General features: G+C 68.0%; 23 protein-coding genes and 2 tRNA genes. 10 read left to right on the plus strand and 15 right to left on the minus strand.

Features of this window, described 5'->3' with window-relative positions:
- Nucleotides 1-152: 152 nt before the first annotated feature.
- From HMPREF1529_RS15730 to HMPREF1529_RS12560, 5 genes are all read right to left on the minus strand, one after another.
- Nucleotides 153-1,112, minus strand: coding sequence for an IS481 family transposase (locus tag HMPREF1529_RS15730; protein WP_084675221.1), 960 nt, complete (start codon nt 1,110-1,112; stop codon nt 153-155).
- Nucleotides 1,113-1,213: 101 nt separating this feature from the next.
- Nucleotides 1,214-1,495 (minus strand): YgaP-like transmembrane domain, encoded by a 282-nt coding sequence (locus tag HMPREF1529_RS12545; protein ID WP_016465082.1) that lies wholly within the window; start codon nt 1,493-1,495, stop codon nt 1,214-1,216.
- Nucleotides 1,492-1,869 (minus strand): thioredoxin family protein, encoded by a 378-nt coding sequence (locus tag HMPREF1529_RS12550; RefSeq protein ID WP_016465083.1) that lies wholly within the window; start codon nt 1,867-1,869, stop codon nt 1,492-1,494. The genes HMPREF1529_RS12545 and HMPREF1529_RS12550 overlap by 4 nt, the downstream gene beginning before the upstream one ends.
- Nucleotides 1,870-1,914: 45 nt before the next feature.
- Nucleotides 1,915-2,280: a rhodanese-like domain-containing protein gene (locus HMPREF1529_RS12555; RefSeq protein WP_016465084.1), complete on the minus strand. Its 366-nt coding sequence runs from the start codon at nt 2,278-2,280 to the stop codon at nt 1,915-1,917.
- A 25-nt stretch (nt 2,281-2,305) separates the two neighbouring features.
- Nucleotides 2,306-2,680, minus strand: coding sequence for a sulfite exporter TauE/SafE family protein (locus HMPREF1529_RS12560; protein WP_016465085.1), 375 nt, complete (start codon nt 2,678-2,680; stop codon nt 2,306-2,308).
- 165 nt (nt 2,681-2,845) lie between these two features.
- Between HMPREF1529_RS12560 and HMPREF1529_RS12565 the strand changes: the two genes are divergently transcribed.
- On the plus strand, nt 2,846-4,075 hold the full coding sequence (locus HMPREF1529_RS12565) for an IS110 family transposase (protein WP_036282655.1): 1,230 nt from the start codon (nt 2,846-2,848) through the stop codon (nt 4,073-4,075).
- On the opposite strand, the gene HMPREF1529_RS12570 is transcribed toward HMPREF1529_RS12565, so the two are convergent.
- The 3 genes from HMPREF1529_RS12570 to HMPREF1529_RS12580 form a co-directional block, all read right to left on the minus strand.
- Entirely contained in the window at nt 4,050-4,559 is a 510-nt protein-coding gene (locus tag HMPREF1529_RS12570) for a sulfite exporter TauE/SafE family protein (protein WP_016465086.1), read from the minus strand. The two genes, HMPREF1529_RS12565 and HMPREF1529_RS12570, sit on opposite strands and share 26 nt — an antisense overlap.
- Nucleotides 4,560-4,581: 22 nt before the next feature.
- Nucleotides 4,582-5,994, minus strand: a complete 1,413-nt coding sequence (locus tag HMPREF1529_RS12575; protein WP_016465087.1) for an MBL fold metallo-hydrolase — start codon at nt 5,992-5,994, stop codon at nt 4,582-4,584.
- A 175-nt stretch (nt 5,995-6,169) separates the two neighbouring features.
- Nucleotides 6,170-6,355, minus strand: a complete 186-nt coding sequence (locus tag HMPREF1529_RS12580) for a hypothetical protein (RefSeq protein WP_016465088.1) — start codon at nt 6,353-6,355, stop codon at nt 6,170-6,172.
- Between the two features lie 98 nt (nt 6,356-6,453).
- Here HMPREF1529_RS12580 and HMPREF1529_RS12585 point away from each other — a divergent pair, with 98 nt between their 5' ends.
- On the plus strand, nt 6,454-6,738 hold the full coding sequence (locus tag HMPREF1529_RS12585; RefSeq protein WP_016465089.1) for a metal-sensitive transcriptional regulator: 285 nt from the start codon (nt 6,454-6,456) through the stop codon (nt 6,736-6,738).
- A gap of 162 nt (nt 6,739-6,900) precedes the next feature.
- Here the strand turns inward: HMPREF1529_RS12585 and HMPREF1529_RS12590 are convergent.
- Nucleotides 6,901-6,973, minus strand: a tRNA-His gene (locus HMPREF1529_RS12590).
- Nucleotides 6,974-7,007: 34 nt separating this feature from the next.
- Complete coding sequence (gene orn / locus HMPREF1529_RS12595) at nt 7,008-7,631, minus strand: oligoribonuclease (protein WP_005050289.1); 624 nt, start codon at nt 7,629-7,631, stop codon at nt 7,008-7,010.
- An 86-nt stretch (nt 7,632-7,717) separates the two neighbouring features.
- Between orn and HMPREF1529_RS12600 the strand changes: the two genes are divergently transcribed.
- Nucleotides 7,718-7,789: transfer RNA gene (locus tag HMPREF1529_RS12600), tRNA-Arg, on the plus strand.
- 17 nt (nt 7,790-7,806) lie between these two features.
- Here the strand turns inward: HMPREF1529_RS12600 and HMPREF1529_RS12605 are convergent.
- Nucleotides 7,807-8,868, minus strand: a complete 1,062-nt coding sequence (locus tag HMPREF1529_RS12605) for a methionine synthase (RefSeq protein ID WP_005050290.1) — start codon at nt 8,866-8,868, stop codon at nt 7,807-7,809.
- Nucleotides 8,865-9,857: a putative oxygenase MesX gene (locus HMPREF1529_RS12610; protein WP_005050292.1), complete on the minus strand. Its 993-nt coding sequence runs from the start codon at nt 9,855-9,857 to the stop codon at nt 8,865-8,867. Before HMPREF1529_RS12610 ends, HMPREF1529_RS12605 begins: the two co-directional genes overlap by 4 nt.
- Before the next feature lie 120 nt (nt 9,858-9,977).
- Between HMPREF1529_RS12610 and HMPREF1529_RS12615 the strand changes: the two genes are divergently transcribed.
- Nucleotides 9,978-10,919 (plus strand): LysR family transcriptional regulator, encoded by a 942-nt coding sequence (locus HMPREF1529_RS12615; RefSeq protein ID WP_005050293.1) that lies wholly within the window; start codon nt 9,978-9,980, stop codon nt 10,917-10,919.
- A gap of 68 nt (nt 10,920-10,987) precedes the next feature.
- Nucleotides 10,988-11,197, plus strand: a complete 210-nt coding sequence (locus HMPREF1529_RS12620) for a hypothetical protein (protein WP_005050294.1) — start codon at nt 10,988-10,990, stop codon at nt 11,195-11,197.
- Nucleotides 11,198-11,235: 38 nt separating this feature from the next.
- Here the strand turns inward: HMPREF1529_RS12620 and yczE are convergent, their stop codons facing one another.
- Nucleotides 11,236-11,883, minus strand: coding sequence for a membrane protein YczE (yczE, locus tag HMPREF1529_RS12625; protein ID WP_005050296.1), 648 nt, complete (start codon nt 11,881-11,883; stop codon nt 11,236-11,238).
- Nucleotides 11,884-11,945: 62 nt separating this feature from the next.
- Here yczE and yczR point away from each other — a divergent pair, with 62 nt between their 5' ends.
- Nucleotides 11,946-13,361, plus strand: a complete 1,416-nt coding sequence (yczR, locus tag HMPREF1529_RS12630) for a MocR-like transcription factor YczR (protein WP_005050298.1) — start codon at nt 11,946-11,948, stop codon at nt 13,359-13,361.
- A gap of 17 nt (nt 13,362-13,378) precedes the next feature.
- Here the strand turns inward: yczR and HMPREF1529_RS12635 are convergent, their stop codons facing one another.
- Nucleotides 13,379-13,546 (minus strand): hypothetical protein, encoded by a 168-nt coding sequence (locus tag HMPREF1529_RS12635; protein ID WP_232212131.1) that lies wholly within the window; start codon nt 13,544-13,546, stop codon nt 13,379-13,381.
- 330 nt (nt 13,547-13,876) lie between these two features.
- Here HMPREF1529_RS12635 and HMPREF1529_RS12640 point away from each other — a divergent pair, with 330 nt between their 5' ends.
- The 4 genes from HMPREF1529_RS12640 to HMPREF1529_RS12655 all read left to right on the plus strand — a co-directional run bounded on the left by HMPREF1529_RS12640 (nt 13,877) and on the right by HMPREF1529_RS12655 (nt 17,150).
- Nucleotides 13,877-14,401 carry a single-stranded DNA-binding protein gene (locus HMPREF1529_RS12640; RefSeq protein ID WP_005050301.1) on the plus strand — a complete coding sequence of 175 codons (525 nt, stop codon included), beginning with the start codon at nt 13,877-13,879 and terminating at the stop codon, nt 14,399-14,401.
- Between the two features lie 19 nt (nt 14,402-14,420).
- Nucleotides 14,421-14,912, plus strand: coding sequence for a DUF6993 domain-containing protein (locus HMPREF1529_RS12645; protein ID WP_016465090.1), 492 nt, complete (start codon nt 14,421-14,423; stop codon nt 14,910-14,912).
- A 92-nt stretch (nt 14,913-15,004) separates the two neighbouring features.
- Nucleotides 15,005-16,684: an energy-dependent translational throttle protein EttA gene (ettA, locus tag HMPREF1529_RS12650; protein ID WP_016465091.1), complete on the plus strand. Its 1,680-nt coding sequence runs from the start codon at nt 15,005-15,007 to the stop codon at nt 16,682-16,684.
- Nucleotides 16,677-17,150 (plus strand): acyl-CoA thioesterase, encoded by a 474-nt coding sequence (locus HMPREF1529_RS12655; protein WP_016465092.1) that lies wholly within the window; start codon nt 16,677-16,679, stop codon nt 17,148-17,150. The genes ettA and HMPREF1529_RS12655 overlap by 8 nt, the downstream gene beginning before the upstream one ends.
- 22 nt (nt 17,151-17,172) lie before the next feature.
- Here HMPREF1529_RS12655 and HMPREF1529_RS12660 read toward each other — a convergent pair whose 3' ends face one another.
- Nucleotides 17,173-18,039 (minus strand): acyl-CoA thioesterase, encoded by an 867-nt coding sequence (locus tag HMPREF1529_RS12660; RefSeq protein ID WP_016465093.1) that lies wholly within the window; start codon nt 18,037-18,039, stop codon nt 17,173-17,175.
- Between the last annotated feature and the right edge of the window lie 32 nt (nt 18,040-18,071).

Genomic DNA, 18,071 nt, shown 5'->3' on the forward strand with positions numbered 1-18,071 from the left:
AGCTCGCCGCGGCGTTGGCGCGAGTGCGTCTCGGCGCACTGCGCCGGAGCCCTCGTCATCGGAACCGACGGCCCACGACACGTCCTCGACGACTAGCAATCGGCGAGGCAGCACGAGGGGGCGGCTGAAGCCTGCGCTCTAGCTGTACCCGGTCAGGACGTTGGTGCGGTTCGGCTTATCGGTGGGGTTCCGATGGCTGAGTGGATGCGTCGAGTGTTGTATCGCTCGATGAACGGCGCAAGTGCCGCGGCCCGGGCAGCGTTGGTTTCGAAGGGTTGCCGGTAGGCCCACTCGGTCTGCAGCGTCCGGTTGAAGCGTTCGACTTTGCCGTTCTGCCAGGGGCAGTGCGGACGGATGAACTTCTGCCGGATGCCTCGTTCAGCACAGACCTGCCGCAGTGAGAATCGGTATGCCCAGGCGTTGTCGGTGATCAGCTGCTCGATGCGGGCGATGCCGTGCTCGGCGAAGTACTCGATCGCGCGTTCCAGGAATCCCGCGCAGGTCGGACCCTTCTCGTCCGGGAGGATCTCGGAGTAGGCGAGCCGGGAATGGTCATCGACGAGGGAGTGGACGTAGTCGAACCCGACCGGCGTGTCCCGGTGCCGGTCGGCGACGGCGCGGCCGAGGGAGCGCCAACCGCCGCCGTCGGGGATGCGGCCGAGCTTCTTCACATCCATGTGGACCAGTTCGCCTGGGCGGTCGCGTTCGTATCGGACCGCGGTCGTCTTCGATGCTCGGATCACCTCGCCGGTCATCGGGTCGAGCCGGGACAGGTGCGGCTGACCGCGACGAGCCAGGACCCGTGACGCGGTCCGCGGCGATACTCCGACCGCTGCCGCGAGCTCGTCACGGCCCCAGCGTTGCTCCCGCCGCAACCGGAGCAGTTCAATCTCGACGCGTTCCGGGGTACGTGACGGCGACGACACCGGTCGAGACGACCGGTCGTTCAATCCGGCGACGCCCTCGGATCGATGTCGAGCGATCCAACGCTGCACGCAGCGACGGGAGACACCCATCGCGGCAGCGATATGCGCATGTTTCCAGCCTGCAGCAGCACGCTCAACGATCAGCAACCGACCCCGCGGAGTCAGCCGAGCATTACGGTGGGGCACGAGAACCTCCGGTTTGTGAAGACGTCAGACATCTCCACTCAGCCGGAGGTTCTCCCCATCCACAAGCCCCAACCAGCCACCAACGTCCTGACCCGGTACATCTAGCGGGGGCCTCGCTGGTCGAGCGGCTGGCGGGCTTCGGGGATGCCAAGCGTGTTGTGCTCTGCGGCGGTGGCACTGACTCGCGCGAGCAGCGATGCCGGGCACCAGCCGCGGACTGCGCCGGTGAGGAGGAGCGCAGCGCCGAGCGTGGCGGCGATGGCGAGCGGCGCGTCGTGCAGGTTGCTGAGCGCGAACGCGCCGGTCAGCGCGCCGACAGCGGCCTGCACGACGCGTTCGATGCTTCCCGGAGCGCAGACCGGGGCGCGGCGGCGGGAAGTCACGGCGCCTCGGCGGCTGCGCGCTGCTCGGCGACCTGGCGGCGCACGTCGTCCATGTCGAGCGCGCGGACGCCGGCGATGAGGCTGTCGAGCTGGGCCTGGCCCAGCGCGCCGGGCTGCGAGAAGACGAGGATCCCGTCGCGGAAGGCCATGAGCGTCGGGATGGACGTGATGCGGAACGCCGCGGCCAGCTGCTGCTGGTCCTCGGTGTCGACCTTACCGAACACGATGTCGGTGTTCGACGCGGCAGCTCGGTCGAAGACGGGCGCGAAGCTGCGGCAGGGGCCGCACCATGCCGCCCAGAAGTCGAGGAGCACCATGCCGTCGCCGGCGATGGTCGAGTCGATCGTTTCGATGGTGATGTCACGCGTGGTCATGTTCGGGGTTGCTCCCTGGATCGGTGATGGTCGGATGGGCCGGCGTCAGCGCCCGATTGCGAGGCCGGTCGCCGCTGACGCGCTCTTGAGCGCGCCGAGGTCGGTGACGTCCGCGAAGCCGGCCTCGCGCATGAGCGCGACCGCCTGTGCTGACCGGCTGCCGGACCTGCAGTGGACGAAGTAGGGCGCATCAGGGTCGAGCGAGGGCAGTGCCGCGGCGAGGTCGCCGTTCGACACGTCGAGGAGGACCGCGCCGTCGAGGTGACCGGATGCCAACTCGGGCGCGGTGCGCACGTCGATGACGACGGCGTCCGCTGGAGCTGCGACGCTGCCAGGGGGCGTCGATGCGCAGCCTGTCGTGACGGCGGCGAGCGCGAGGCCGGCGAGGCCGGCGAGCTGGGTTCTGGTCATGGTGTTCTCCGGTGAGCGGTGTCGTTCAGGTGAGCGGGAGGTGGAGCGCGAGCTGCTGCACGAGCAGCGCGACGGCCACGCTGAGCACGAGCACCGCGAATCCGGTGCGCAGTGCCCGTTCGGGGATGCGGCCGGTGAGCGCCGAGCCGAGGAAGGAGCCCGCCACGGCGATTGCGGTGAACGGCAGCACCAGCGCCCAGGGGATGTCGGGGAGTGCTGGTTGGGCCGCGAGCCCGGCGAGCGATTGCATCGCGATGACGAGCAAGGATGTGCCGATCGCGGCCGACGCGGGCAGGCCGGCGAGCAGGATCAGCGCGGGGACGATGAGGAAGCCCCCGTTACTTTCTTTGTGGCCCGGATGGAGGGATCCTGAGGGTTGACGGCCTGCCGGGCTCGGCATGATTGCTGCCCCCTGTCGAAGTCATGATCTGGGGGGTGTTGTCACCGGGCCTGGTTGGCGGTGTGTGATCGCTGATAGGGGCTGGACCCGAGCTGCTGCTCGAGGCCGTTCGTAACGTGGATGCCGAGACGCGCCGCCTGCGGTTGCCGTCGTTTGCGAAACCGGATGGAGGACGAGGTGGTCACAAGCATCGACAGGTACGACGAGGTCGACGTGTTCGTCGGGCTCGACGTCGGCAAAGGCGAACATCACGCGGTCGCTCTGGATCGGGCGGGCCAGCGGCTCTACGACCGGCCGCTCCCGAATGACGAGCGCAGGCTCAAGGCGGTGCTCGACCAGCTCGCCGCGCACGGCACCGTGCTGCTGGTCGTCGACCAGCCCGCGACGGTCGGCGCGCTTCCCGTCGCGCTCGCGCAGGCCAACGGCGTACTCGTGGGCTACCTGCCCGGTCTGGCGATGCGACGCATCGCTGACCTGCATCCGGGCGAGGCGAAAACCGACGCCCGTGACGCGTTCATCATCGCGGAGACCGCGCGGACGATGCCGCACACGCTGCGGTCGATCCAAGTGACCGACGAGCAGGTCGCCGAGCTCTCCATGCTCTGCGGGTTCGATGACGACCTCGCAAGTCAGATCACTCAAGTCTCGAACCGGATCAGAGGCCTGCTGACGCAGATCCACCCCGCTCTGGAACGCGTGCTCGGCCCGCGACTGGACCACCCCGCGATCCTCGACTTGCTGGCGCACTACCCGTCTCCGGCCGCGATGCGCACCGCTGGCGAGAAGCGACTCGGGAACCGGCTGCTCAAGAACGCGCCCCGCAAAGGCCGCGTCTGGGCGGCTGAGATCCTCACGGCTCTCGGCGAGCAGACGGTCGTGGTCACGGGCACCGGTGCTGCCGCGCTCGTGCTCCCCCGCCTGGCAGAGCAGCTCGCGGCGCTGCGTCGGCAGCGTGACGAGATCGCCATCGAGGTTGAGAAGCTCGTCGATCAGCACCCTCTTCAGCCGGTCCTGACGAGCATGCCCGGAGTCGGCGTCAGGACCGCAGCCCGACTCCTCACCGAGGTCACCACGAAGAGCTTCCCAACCGCCGGGCACCTAGCCGCCTACGCCGGCCTCGCACCCGTCACCCGCCGATCCGGATCCTCGATCCGCGGCGAGCACCCCTCCCGGCGCGGAAACAAGATCCTGAAACGAACGATGTTCCTCTCCGCATTCGCCGCGCTCCGCGACCCCGAATCCCGCGCCTACTACGACCGCAAGATCGCACAGGGCAAACGACACAACCAAGCGCTCATCGCCCTCGCAAGGCGCCGCTGCGACGTCCTCTACGCCATGCTCCGCGACGGCACCCTCTACCAGCCGCACGTCACCGAATCCGCCCTTGCCGCTTGACAAACGACATAGGGGCACCCCCCCCCGCGCCGACCAGCCCGGCGAGTGAGCCGACAACCGTTCCGAGCACGAGGACGAGGGCGATGCGCGGCCGAGCGGGCTCCGCCCGGTCGTGACGCGGGCGCCGGCGAAGCATCGGCACCGCGGCGGCGATCATCGTGCCGGCGAGCAGCACCATGAGCACGCCTGGGGGCAGCGTGCGGCCGAGCAGCCCGCCGACGAGCGCGCCGACGACACCGGCCGCTCCGAAGACTACCCCGACACGCCAGCGCACGCGGCCCGCGCGAGCGTGCTGCAGCAGTCCGAGGGCGCTCGTCGTGCCGACGATGAGCAGTGACGACGCGATGGCGGCTCGCGGCTCCACGCCGCCGACGGCGGTCAGGATGGGCACGGCGAGGATCGAGCCGCCGCCGCCCAGCAGGCCGAGGCTGATGCCGACCAGCAGGGCGAGCGCAAGAACGGCGATGGTGGCGGTCGGCGTCATCGGGCGCCTCGATCCTCGGCGGTCAGCTGGTCGCCGGCTCGCGCCCGGTTGTCTGGAGCCACCCGAGGTAGGAGCCGTCGAGCTCGACGACGTCGACGCCGGCCCGGCGCAGTGCGCTGGCGACGACGCTGTTGCGCACGCCGCTCTGGCAGTACGTCACGACGGTGCCGTCCGCGGGCAACTCGTCGAGGTGCCACAGCGCGCGGCCGCCGCTGAGGTGCGCGGAGCCGGGGATGTGCCCGTCGGCGTGCTCGGAGCTGCCGCGCACGTCGACCAGGTTCACGTCGGCGAGGCCGTCGAGCTCCTCCGGCTGCAGCAGTCGGGGCTGCACCAGCTCGAGCCCGTCGAGGGAGCGGATGAAACCGTCGACGGCGTCGATGCCGACCCGCACGAGGTGGTCGCGCATCCGCTCCGCCTCCTCGCGGTCGTCCGCGAGGAGAACGAGCGGCCGGTGCTCCGCCTCCGGATCGTAGACCCACGCCCCGTAGGTCGCGGCCTTCGCTGCGCCCGGGATGTTGAGGGAACCGACCACGGTGCCGTCGTGCACCTGCCGGCGGTCCCGAGTGTCCACCAGGATCGCGAGGTCGCGCTCCAGGAGGTGCTGCACCTCCGCAGTGGACCGCTCGGGGAGCGGTGCGCGGGGGTGGAGCACCGCGGGGCCGGTGCGGTTCTGGGACTTCATTCGGGCGAAGTACGCGTGGGCGTCGGGCTGGCCGGAGAGTAGCTCGTCGACGAAGCCTTGCTCGTCGTCGGCGGCGAGGTAGGGAGCCCACCACGAGAAGGCGCGCTCGTAGCCGACGGTCGTCGCCGCGATCGCGCCGAGCGACTTGCCGCACGCGCTGCCGGCACCGTGCGCTGGCAGCACCTGGACGTAGTCGGGCAGTGTCAGGAAGCGGTCGCGCAGGCTCGCGAAGAGTTGGTGAGCGCCCTCGAAGCGGGTGTCGACGCCGCCGGCCGCCTCGTCGAGCAGGTCCGGTCGGCCGACGTCGCCGACGAACACGAAGTCGCCGGTGAGCATGAAGCCCGGCTCCTGGGCCTGCGCGCCGTCGGTCACGAGGAACGACAGGTGTTCGGGCGTGTGGCCGGGGGTGTGCACCGCTCGCAGCGTCACGTTGCCGACGACGATCTCGTCGCCGTCGTGCATCCGGTCGGCGTCGTCGAAGCCGGTGCCGTAGGTCCAGCCGGGTCCGCCCTCGTCGGAGACGTGCATGCGGGCACCGGTGCGCGCCGCGAACTCGCGGGTGCCTGAGAGGTAGTCGGCGTGGATATGGGTCTCGGTGACGTGCGCGATGCGCAGGCCGTGCTTGTCGGCCAGTCGCATGTACTCGTCGACGTCGCGGCGGGGGTCGATCACGATCGCCTCGCCGGTCGCCTGGCAACCGATGACGTAACTCGCCTGTGCGAGGTCCTCGTCGTAGATGCGCTCCAGCAGCATGATGCTCTCCTTGTTCGTCGTCGTCGTCGTTGTAGTCGTCAGCAGTGGCAGCGGTCGGCCGCCGGGACGCCCCCGAGGGCCTCCTCGACGTGCTGGCCGCATCCGGCCCAGCTCGGCTTGCCGCAGCGGTCGCAGGTGATGCGTGCGCACATGGTGATGTCCTCTCGTCAGTGGATCAGCGGCCGAACAGGCGCGCGAGGAAGCCGGGTCGCGAGGCCTTCGCCTCATCGATGTCGCGCTGCGTGTGCCGGCCGGGGCACCAGTCGGATGCCGGGACCGTGCGGCGCACGTCGTTCACGTGCTGGCCGCAGCCAGCCCAGGTCGTCTTCCCGCAGATGTTGCACTTCGCGGCTCTGCACATCTCGCCCTCCTGGCGGTGTCGATGAAGGTTGAATACCCCGGGGGGTATCCAAACTATACCCTGGGGAGTATGGTGGATGTCAACCCAGGAGGAATCCGATGAGCATCAGCCCAGACATCGTCGCGGCGCACGACCCGGAGGCGAAGCGCAAGATCGTGAATCGGCTGCGGCGCGCGCACGGCCAGCTGGCAGCCGTCATCGCTGCGGTCGAGGACGAGGCCCACTGCCGCGACGTCGTGCAGCAGCTCTCCGCAGTGTCGAAGGCCGTCGACCGGGCTGGCTTCCTGGTGGTCGCCGGTGCCCTGAAGGAGTGCCTAGCCGAGGAGCCGGGCGACGGCGAGCGCATCGACGAGCTGGAGAAGCTCTTCCTCTCGCTCGCTTAGAGATTCCGGCGGGCGTCTCCGTGCCTCGGTAAGCACGCCGAGCAAGTGTGGCCCTCGCCATGCTTTTCCCTGGTGGGCCGCCGAGGCAAAGAAATAGGGCCAGGTGCGAACTTCCTCCAAGGGTGGTCCCTTGGTCGAAAGTTCACACCTGACCCGTCTGTGGGTGGCTAACGGGGCTTGAACCCGCGACCCCCGCGACCACAACGCGGTGCTCTACCAACTGAGCTATAGCCACCATGCGCCTGCTTCCAGGCAACCAGACGATTGTATTACACACCGGAGGCATACGACGACACGACGGCGGCCGCCGCGTCGCGTGCCTGGTCGCTCGAGGGGCCTGGCTCGGGGACGAAGACGGCCTGACGGTAGTACGCCAGCTCGCGAATCGACTCGAGGATGTCGGCCAGAGCGCGGTGGCCGCCGTCCTTCGCCGGCGCGTTGAAGTACGCGCGCGGGTACCAACGACGCGACAGCTCCTTGATGCTCGAGACGTCGACGCTCCGATAGTGCAGCCATCGATCGACACGCGGCATGTACTTCGCCAGGAACATCCGGTCGGTGCCGATGGTGTTTCCGGCCAGCGGCGCCTTGCCCTCGGGAGCGAACCGCTGGATGTACTCGAGGGCCTCGAACTCAGCCTCGGCGAGGCTGATGCCGCCCGGGATCTCCGCAAGCAGTCCCGAGCTCTCGTGCATGCGCGTGACGAAGTCGTTCATGTTCGCCAGCGCCGAGGCATCGGGCTTGATCACCACCTGGAAGCCGGGATCGAGGACGTTGAGCTCGAAGTCGGTGACCACGATCGCGATCTCCACGAGTTCGTCGACCTCCAGATCCAGTCCGGTCATCTCGCAATCGATCCAGACGAGGCGGTCGTTCTCCGCGGCATTCACCATGCGTTCATCCTAATGAGGGGCGGCGACCTCGGCGGCGACGCGTCACGATGAGCGGCAGGCGGAGGACCACAGTACGCTGGGGGAGCGCCTCCGTAGCTCAGTGGAAGAGCGACGGCCTTCTAATCCGTTGGTCGCAGGTTCGAATCCTGCCGGGGGCACCGAAGCGTGCACGCCGTCAGGCCTGAGCCCCTCCCACCTCGTCGCGCACGAGGTGAGCGCCGGCCGACAGCGCACTGAGCTTGGCGAAGGCGACATCGCGGGGCAGCGGAGCCATACCGCAGTTGGAGCTGGGGATCAGCTTGTCGGCATCGACGAACGGGAGCGCCCGCCGCAGGACCTGGGCGACCTCCTCCGGCGTCTCGATGCGCGCGCTGGCGACATCGAGGGCACCGAGCATGACCTTCTTGCCTCGGATCAGTTCGATGAGCTCGATCGGCACGTTCGAGTGCTGACTCTCCAGCGAGACGATGTCGATGCTCGAGCGCTGCAGCAGCGGAAAGGACTCCTCGTACTGACGCCACTCGGATCCCAGCGACGCCTTCCAATCGGTGTTCGCCTTGATGCCGTAGCCGTAGCAGATGTGCACCGCGGTCTCGGCGCGCAGACCTTCCGCGGCGCGTTCGAGCGCAGCGATTCCCCAGTCCTTCAACTCGTCGAAGAAGACGTTGAAGGCGGGCTCGTCGAACTGGATGATGTCGACTCCGGCGGCTTCGAGCTCGCGCGCTTCCTGGTTGAGGATCGTCGCGAACTCCCACGCGAGTTTCTCGCGACTGCCGTAGTGCCGATCCGACAGCGTATCGATCATGGTCATCGGTCCCGGCAGAGCCCACTTGATGGGGCGATCGGTCTGCCCACGCAAGAACGCGGCATCCTCGACGAACACCGACGCCCGGCGGCTGACCGCGCCGACCACCGTCGGCACGCTCGCGTCGTATCGGTTGCGAATGCGCACGGTTTCTCGTCTGTCGAAGTCGACGCCGTCGAGGTGCTCGATGAAGGTCGTGACGAAGTGCTGACGTGTCTGCTCGCCGTCGGTGACGATGTCCACGCCGCGCCGCTCCTGCTCGTGCACGACGGCGCGCAGAGCATCGCGTTTGCCGTCGGCGAGCACGCCTTCCGGTAGCTGCCAGGGCGACCACAGCACTTCGGGCTGGGCGAGCCACGCCGGCTTGGGGAGGCTCCCCACCGAGGTGACCGGCAGCAGCGGCGGGCGAGAAGCGGTGCCGTCGCCGTTCATGCGACGGGCTCCGCGACGTCGGCGATCCACCGCTCCAGCGTCTGCCGGTGCGGCTTCACGAAGTACTCCTCGGCGTAGCGGCCCTGGGACACGGCGAGCTGACTGCGCTCCTCACGGTCGTAGTCGATGTCCGTGCGGACGAAGTCGACCTGGTCGAGAGTGGGGCGATACACCTCTCCGGCGGCGCGGACGGCGTTGTACACCTCGGGACGATAGATCTTCTGGAACGTCTCCATCGTGGCGATCGTCCCGATCAGCTGCAGGTCGGAGAAATCGTTGAGCAGGTCGCCGCGGAAGTAGAACGCCAACGGCGCCACGGCGCCGCGCGGCATGAAGTAGCGCACCTCCAAGCCCATCCGGGCGAAGTATTCGTCGGTCAGCGAGAAGTCGTCCTGCTGGTACTCGGCACCCAGCGCCGGATGCACGAGGCCCGTGCGGCGGTAGGTTCGGCTCGTCGACACACTGATGCAGATCACCGGAGATCCCACGAAGCGCTGCCGATAGGCATCCGATGACACAAAGCGCTGGAAGAGCTGGCCGTGCAGGAGACCGAAGTCCTCCGGAACAGTGAACGTGCCGGCAGCGGCCGTCGCCGCGGGGAGCACGACGCTGAAGTCGTAGTCGCGCAGATACGAGGAGAAGTTGTTGCCGACGATGCCGCGGTGGCGTTCACCCGTGCGACGATCGAGGATGCCGACGTCGAGAACCTCGATGATGGGGAAGCGTTCGCCGCCGGCCGTGTCGTCGAACTGGAGCTGCACGGTGACGATGTCGAGTTCGACGCTGTAGGTCGCCGCACTCGGGTCATCGGGAACGGCGAGTTCGTTGAACCGGCGGTCGATCATCGAGAGCGCGTTGCGAAGGTTCTGTCGCCGTCCGGCGCCACGCGCGAGATTTGCGAAGTTCGTCGTGACACGCGAATGGGCAGCCGGTGCGTAGTCTTCGTCGAAGCGGGTCGTCGTGATGCTGAAAGCGATGTCGTTCGCCATGCGAAGGCCAATCCTGGACAGGGGCCGGGGACGGCCACGAATGATGCTGCTCCGAGCATGCGTGACGACGCGGGTCATCGGGTAATGCATCCAAGCTATGCGGGGACATAGCCTGCTGCTATGTCACGATCATCGATCGGAATCACCCTGCAGCACCTGCAGTACTTCATCGAGGTCGCCGCGGAGGGATCGATCAGCGCCGCGGCCGACCTGCTGTTCGTTTCCCAGCCGACCATGTCCGCCGCGATGCGAGACCTCGAAAGGAAGATCGGCCGCGATCTCCTGCTGCGCTCTGCTCGCGGTGTGACCTTGACCCCCGACGGCATCGAGTTCCTCGGCTACGCCCGGCAGGTGGTCGAGCAGGCGGCCCTGCTCGAACAGCGCTACCTGGGCACGCCGCCCTCCCGACGCCTGCTGGGCGTGTCCACCCAGCACTACTCCTTCGCGGTCGACGCCTTCGTCCGGATGGTCACAGCGACGGACGCGGCCCAGTACGAGTTCTCGCTGCGCGAGACGCGCACCTTCGACATCATCGAGGACGTTCGCACGCTGCGCAGCGAACTCGGCATCCTGTTTCGCAACGAGTTCAACCGCAACGTCATCGGAAAGCTCCTGCGCGACTCGGGACTGGCGTTTCACCCGCTCTTCGTCGCCACGCCACACGTCTTCGTCGCGCGCCGCAATCCGCTCTCACGGCAGCAGAGCGTGAGTCTCGACGACCTCGCGTCGTTGCCGCGGCTCACCTTCGACCAGGGGGCGAACAACTCGTTCTACTTCGCCGAAGAGATCCTGTCGACACTGTCGAGCTCTCGGGAGATCCGCGTGTCCGACCGCGCCACGATCTTCAATCTGATGATCGGCTTGAACGGGTACACGATTTCGACGGGCATCATCAGCGACGACCTCGATCCCGAGATCGTCGCCGTACCCCTCGACGTCGACGAGCACATCGAGATCGGGTGGATCGGGCGTACGGCGGTGCCCCTGACCGACCAAGCTCAGCGTTACCTCACAGAGCTACGCGAGGTCGTGGCCGGCTTCGGCATATCGGTCGTCGGCTGACGGCACGGGCGACCCCTCGAATGTTCTCCCGCAAGCGCGTACCGTCGGCGGTGACGAGAGGAGTCGCCATGACCTCGGCATCATCCACACTGTGGGTCGCATACGGCACGGAGGGCAATGTCGTCGGTACGGTGCGAAAGAGCGAGGACGGCTACACGTCCACCGTCGCCGGCGCCGCTGCGAGCGTCGGCACGTATCCGTCGATGGAGGTCGCGAAGAACGCCCTCCACAGCCACCTTGCTCCCGGCTCCGACTGGCCACAGTTCCGCGAGCACTGAGCAACGGGCACGGGGGGGTCGGGCTGTGAGTGATCGCTTCAGCCCACTGCCCGGGCGTTCGCTGCGGTGATCTCCGTCGTGGCGGGAGTCCGAACGGCGACCTGCGTGTCGCCGCGCCGGGCGTCCAGCAGCCGCAGTGCGATGTGCACCAGCGGGCCGATGCCGGCGGCGAACAGCACCGTGCCGAGCCCCACGGTGCCGCCGAGGAGCCACCCCACCAGCAGAACCGTCGCCTCGATCGTGAGTCGGCAGACCCAGAGGGGCCATCCCAGCCGGGAGTTCATCCCGGTCATGAGGCCGTCGCGAGGGCCCGGTCCCAGACGAGCTCCGATGTACACGCCGGACGCCAGCGCGACCAGGGCCATACCCCCGAGGAATACCGCCACCTGAGCGCCGAGGCCCCCCGCCTCGGGCAGGACCGAGATCGTCAGCTGCATGCTGGTGCCGACGACGAGGATGTTCGCAACGGTGCCGATACCCGGACGTTGCCGGAGCGGGATCCACAGCAGCAGCACCAGCAGACCGACGAGGTTCGTGATCCATCCGATGCCTACACCGGTCTGCACCGACAGCCCCTGCGCGAAGACCGTCCACGGATCCACGCCGATGTGCGCCTGCACCATGATGCCGCAGCCGACACCGTAGAGAACGAGCCCGATGAGCAGGCGAGAAAGACGTGCTGTCATGCGACAATCCAATCTCATAATTGGACACTCTTCAGCAGTCCAATTCGGATAGAGTGGCCGTCATGGACTCGAGGATCGGCGCGCGGGCGTTCGCCGGGATGCTGGGCGGGTGGCGCACGAGGGAGCCGGCGTATGAAGCCCTCGCCGACAGCATCCGCATCCTGTGCCTGGATAACCGCATCGCCGCGCACACCGCCCTGCCCGCCGAGCGAGAACTCGCCGCGGCACTGTCGGTGAGCCGAACAACGGTGGCGGCCGCCTATCGCAGCCTGCGTAACACCGGTCACATCGCGAGCCTGCGCGGGTCGGGAAGCGTGACGACGGCTCGGCCGGGTCGCGATATCGGCGGCGTGGCGGCGACGACCGGCGCAATCGATCTCCAGCAGGCCAGTCCGGCAGCGTGGCCGGGGCTTGCCGGCGTCTTCGCTGATGCCGCGGCGGACGCCGCGCGCATCGTTGCTCGCTCAGGCTATGACGTCCGCGGCGCAATCGAGCTCCGCCAAGCCATTGCTGAGCGTTACAGCGCGCGCGGAGTCCCGACGACCCCCGACCAGATCGTCGTGACGACGGGTGCGCAATCGGCGATCCACCTGCTCTCCACCGTTCTCGTCGTCCGTGGGGACCGCGTCGTCATCGAGACGCCGACCTATCCGCACGCGGCAGAGGCGATCCGGGCCGCCGGCGCGCGACTGGTGGCCGTGCCCGTCACGACACACGGGGGATGGGACCTCGATCGCACGGCTCAGGTCTTCGCACGCACACAGCCGCGCATGGCGTATCTGATGCCGCGTTTTCAGAATCCGACGGGACGCTCGATGACGGCTGCCGAAGAGGCGGCTTTCGCACACGCCGCGCGCGGCTCACGCTCCACCCTCGTCATCGACGAGACGACCGCGGATCTGGCCATCGACGGCCCCGCCGATCCACCGGCATTCCGCCACGACGCGGTCGTGCGCGTGGGCTCTCTCGGCAAGATCGTCTGGGGCGGGCTGCGAGTGGGCTGGATCCGCGCCGACGTCGACCTCGTGCAGCGCATCGTCGCGGCGCGGCCCGCGCGCGAACTCGGCACGCCCGATTTCGAACAGGCCGTGGCCACGCGCCTTTTCGCCCACCTTCCAGAGATTCTCGCGCAACGCTCGCTGCTGCTGAGATCGGGCCGCGATGCCCTCCTCGACGCACTCTCGCGCCGCCTGCCGGAGTGGAAGACTCCGCGGGTTGACGGGGGCGTGGCTCTCTGGGTGGAGCTTGACGCACCGCTGAGCACAGGGCTGGTGCTTGCGGCGCGCGCCCACGGCGTCTACCTGTCTTCGGGGTCGAGGTTCGGGGTCGACGGACCGCACGACCGGCATCTGCGCCTGCCGTTCACCGCGCCTCCGGACGAGCTGCGACGTGCCGTCGACACCCTCGCCGACGCCTGGCCCTCGGTACGAGCCGCCGCGCCCGTGAACGGTGGCGAGATCCTCGACGCCGTGATCTGACGAGTACAGCGCGGTCGTCAGCGCAGATACGCGAGGCACTCGACCGCCTCGTCGAGTCTGCAGAACGAGCCCAACTCGCGCATTCTGGCTCGGGCGAACTCGAAGCGCTCCGCGTGAAAGCGCACGCCCTGCGTCGACTGCTCGCGTCGCACATGCCCGATCACGACGCCGCGTCTGTCGATCACCCGCCACCGCCGATCGGACACCGCGCGTAATGAGCACCCGCGCGCCGAACGAGGCAGGACGCTCGCTGTACTGGTCATCTCGCCACCCCTCACCGTTAATGTGATCGAAGATACGTTCGACATCCGACATTGTCGGCGCGCGGCGCTCCGCGACGAGCGGTCGCCACCTCCTCCCCACCGCTCTTCCTCGGGACCGTCTCCACAATCCGGTCTTCCCGTGCGTCGACGAGCGCCCTCGGGTCGGACGCTGGGGGTGCTGCAGCGCACGCAGGCACGCCAGCGCCGCAGCGTCGCCCGGATCGGCCGGGCATCGAGCGAAGGAGAATCATCATGAGCGATCGCATCACCGTGATCGGCAACGTCGCGTCCCAGCCCGAGCGTCGGGAGTTGCCGGGCGGGATCCCCGCAATCAGCTTCCGACTCGCGAGCAGCGAACGTCGGCTGGAGAACGGCCAGTGGGTCGACAGCCACACCAACTGGTACTGGGTCTCGGCGTACCGGAAACTGGCCGATCATGCCTTGGCGTCACTGCAGAAGGGGCAGCGCGTCATCGTCACCGGTCGCTTCCGCGTGAAGCAGTGGGAGTCGGGCGGCAAGAGCGGGTCGTCGGCCGAGATCGACGCCGAGGGACTCGGCCACGACCTCATGTTCGGGACCACGACATTCCACAAGGGGCCGTCGTCCGCCACGCCTCCTCCTGCCGCGGATGACGCCGGGTGGGCTGTGCCCGGCGATACGCACTCCAGCCCGGCACGGGGGGCGGAGAGCGACGCCGAGTCCGAGCAGCCGGCGGAGGCCGTGCTCGTGGGCGTGGGCGGAGGGGACCGGGATCGCGAGGACACGACCCCGTTCTGACGCCGCTTAGACTCGTGTCGTGCGAAACGTCGGCCAGCGTGCGGTCCCTCTCCCCATCGCTGCATGCGTCGGTGTCGCGCTCCTGCTCAGCGGCTGCACCGGCGCGACTCCCGCGCCCACGCCGACGACGTCGGTGTCCAACACGCCCACAGCGACGCCCACACCGACTCCGACGGGGCCGGCACTGCAGACGAACGGGTCTGCGACGCAGAACCTGCCCTACTTCGCATCGATCGTGAACGCCGTGGCGGCGGGGCCGCAGGCGACGCAGGGACGGGCGTACATCGACGCCCTCACCGCCGGCGGGTTCGACAAGTCCGCCATGGAGGTCACGCAGGATCTGACGACGGTCGGCAATCAGGCCGACTCGATCCAGTTCTCGGTGAAGTGGAAGGGTGAGTGCCTGGTGGGACAGGTCGGCCCGTCGGTGCCCGGCCCGCAGACACGTGTTCTTCCGCTCGTGCCGGAGGGCACGTGTCTCATCGGACAGACCCGCCCCATCGACTGGTGACAGGCCTGCCCGCGCGGCCGACCGCCGCGGGGGAGCGCGAGAGCCGCCCGCACGCCGTGGAGGTCACCACGGCCGCGTAGACTTGGCCCGTTATGGCCGAATACATCTACTCCATGGTCCGTGCCCGCAAAGCGGTGGGCGAGAAGCTCATCCTCGACGACGTCACGATGGCGTTCCTCCCCGGCGCCAAGATCGGCATGGTCGGCCCCAACGGTGCCGGCAAGTCGACGATCCTGAAGATCATGGCCGGTCTGGACGCGCCGTCCAACGGTGAGGCCAAGCTGACGCCGGGCTTCACTGTCGGCATCCTGATGCAGGAGCCCGAGCTCGACGAGACCAAGACGGTCCTGGAGAACATCCAGGAGGGCGTGGCGATCAAGGCCAAGGTCGACCGCTTCAACGAGATCTCGGCGCTGATGGCCGACCCGGACGCCGATTTCGATTCCCTGCTGGCCGAGATGGGCGTGCTGCAGGAGGAGATCGACGCGGCCGACGGATGGGACCTTGACTCACAGCTCGAGCAGGCCATGGATGCGCTGCGCACCCCGCCCGCGGACGAGCCCGTCACCAAGCTCTCCGGTGGCGAGCGTCGTCGTGTCGCGCTCGCCAAGCTGCTGCTGCAGAAGCCCGACCTGCTGCTGCTGGACGAACCCACCAACCACCTGGACGCAGAGAGCGTTCTCTGGCTCGAACAGCACCTCCAGTCGTACAAGGGCGCGGTCATCGCGATCACGCACGATCGGTACTTCCTCGACAATGTCGCGGAGTGGATCGCCGAGGTCGACCGCGGCCGGCTCATCGGTTACGAGGGCAACTATTCGACCTATCTGGAGAAGAAGGCCGAGCGCCTCGACATCCAGGGCAAGAAGGACGCGAAGCTCGCCAAGCGCCTCAAGGACGAGCTCGACTGGGTCCGTTCCTCGGCGAAGGGGCGTCAGACGAAGTCGAAGGCTCGTCTCGCCCGATACGAAGAGATGGCCTCCGAGGCGGAGCGTACGCGCAAGCTCGATTTCGAAGAGATCCAGATCCCGGCAGGTCCGCGCTTGGGCAGCGTCGTCATCGAAGCCAAGAAGCTCCGGAAGGGCTTCGGCGATCGCTCCCTCATCGACGGGCTGAGCTTCAGCCTGCCCCCGAACGGCATTGTCGGTGTCATCGGCCCCAACGGCGTCGGAAAGACGACGCTGTTCAAGACGATCGTGGGCCTCGAGCCGCTCGACGGCGGCGATCTCAAGGTCGGTGAGACGGTGAAGATCAGCTACGTCGACCAGAGCCGCGCCAACATCGACCCGAACAAGACGCTGTGGGAGGTCGTCTCGGACGGTCTCGACATCATCACGGTCGGCAAGACCGAGATCCCCTCGCGTGCCTATGTGTCGAAGTTCGGCTTCAAGGGTCCGGACCAGCAGAAGAAGGCAGGGGTGCTCTCCGGCGGTGAGCGCAACCGTCTCAACCTGGCGCTCACCCTGAAGGAGGGCGGCAACCTGCTCCTGCTCGACGAGCCCACCAACGACCTCGATGTCGAGACGCTGAGCTCGCTCGAGAACGCCCTCCTGGAGTTCCCGGGCTGCGCGGTGGTGATCACCCACGACCGGTGGTTCCTCGACCGCATCGCGACCCACATCCTCGCCTACGAGGGCACCGACGAGCACCCCGACAAGTGGTACTGGTTCGAGGGCAACTTCGAGGCGTACGAGGCCAACAAGATCGAGCGCCTCGGCCCGGACGCGGCCAACCCGCACCGCTCGACCCACCGCAAGCTCACCCGTGACTGAGCGACTGCACGTCCCCATCCACCTGCGATGGGGCGACCTCGACGCCTTCAACCACGTCAACAATGCGACGATGCTGAAGCTGCTCGAAGAAGCGCGTGTGCGGGTGTTCTGGACGCCGGTCTTCGGCGACGAAGCACCCGACACGGCGGTGATCGAGGCGGGTGCGGATGCCGGTGTGCTGACGCTCATCGCTCATCAGGAGATCGAGTATCTCGCGCCGGTGCCGTACCGGCGCGAGCCGCTCGACATCCAGATGTGGTTCGGAAAGCTCGGAGGATCGAGCATCGAGGTCTGCTACGAGGTCTACAGCCCGCGCGGCGACGAGCGTCAGACGCTGTATGCGAAGGCATCCTCATCCGTCGTGCTCGTCGAAGCAGATACCTTCCGACCGGTGCGACTCACCGACACGATGCGTGACGCGTGGGCTCCCTACCTCGGTGACCCGGTGTCGTTCCGGCGGCGCTGACAGCGCAACGACTCACCCGGCATCAGGGCACGCGGATCATGATCTCCTGCCCGACCGAAGCGACGAGTTCGCCCTCGCGCGTGAAGATCCGACCCGACGAGAGCCCGCGGCCTGCGCGCGCGCTGGGCGAGTTCTGCACGTACAGCAGCCACTCGTCGACGCGCACGGGCCGGTGCCACCACATCGCGTGATCGAGGCTGGCGACCTTCAGCCCGGGCTGCGACCAGGCGATCCCATGACCGCGCAGCACCGGCTCCTGGATGGTCAGGTCGCTCATATAGGCCAAGACGGCGCGATGCAGTGCGGGATCGCTCCCGATAGGCCGCTTCGCGCGCATCCAGACGTTCTGGGCGGGAACGTGCTCGCCATGCACCGCGTCGTAGATCGCTCCCTCGGCATGCACGACCTCGATCGGGTTGCGATCCAGAAGGCGCTGCGACAGCGGATGCCGTCGCGTCGTCTCCCATCGCGCGAGCGCCTCTTCGGGACCGAGGACGTCCTCCGGCATGCGGCTCTGGTGGTCCAGGCCGGCATCCTCGTGTTCGAAGGAGGCGATCATGGAGAAGATCGGCACCCCGTCCTGGTACACCTGCGTGCGGCGCGTGGAGAAGGAGCGGCCGTCGTGGATGCGATCGACCGACAGGGTGACTCCCCGCGTCGCGTCGCCGGGGCGCAGGAAGTACCCGTGCATCGAATGGGGCACGCGATCGTCGCCGGTCGTCCTGTCCGCGGCGATGATGGCCTGGGCCAGCACCTGGCCCCCGAAGATGCGGCCCGTCGGCATCGGGTGGGAGATCCCGGTGAAGATGTCCTCGGTCGTCCGGGCGTCACCGGAGGAGATATCCAGGACGTCCAGCATTTCGGCGACCGGATCGGTCTCGCCGCGCATCCCTGCTCCCACACGCTCTCCGTCCGTGATCC

The sequence above is a fragment of the Microbacterium sp. oral taxon 186 str. F0373 genome (assembly GCF_000411455.1).
Classification (GTDB): Bacteria; Actinomycetota; Actinomycetes; order Actinomycetales; family Microbacteriaceae; genus Microbacterium.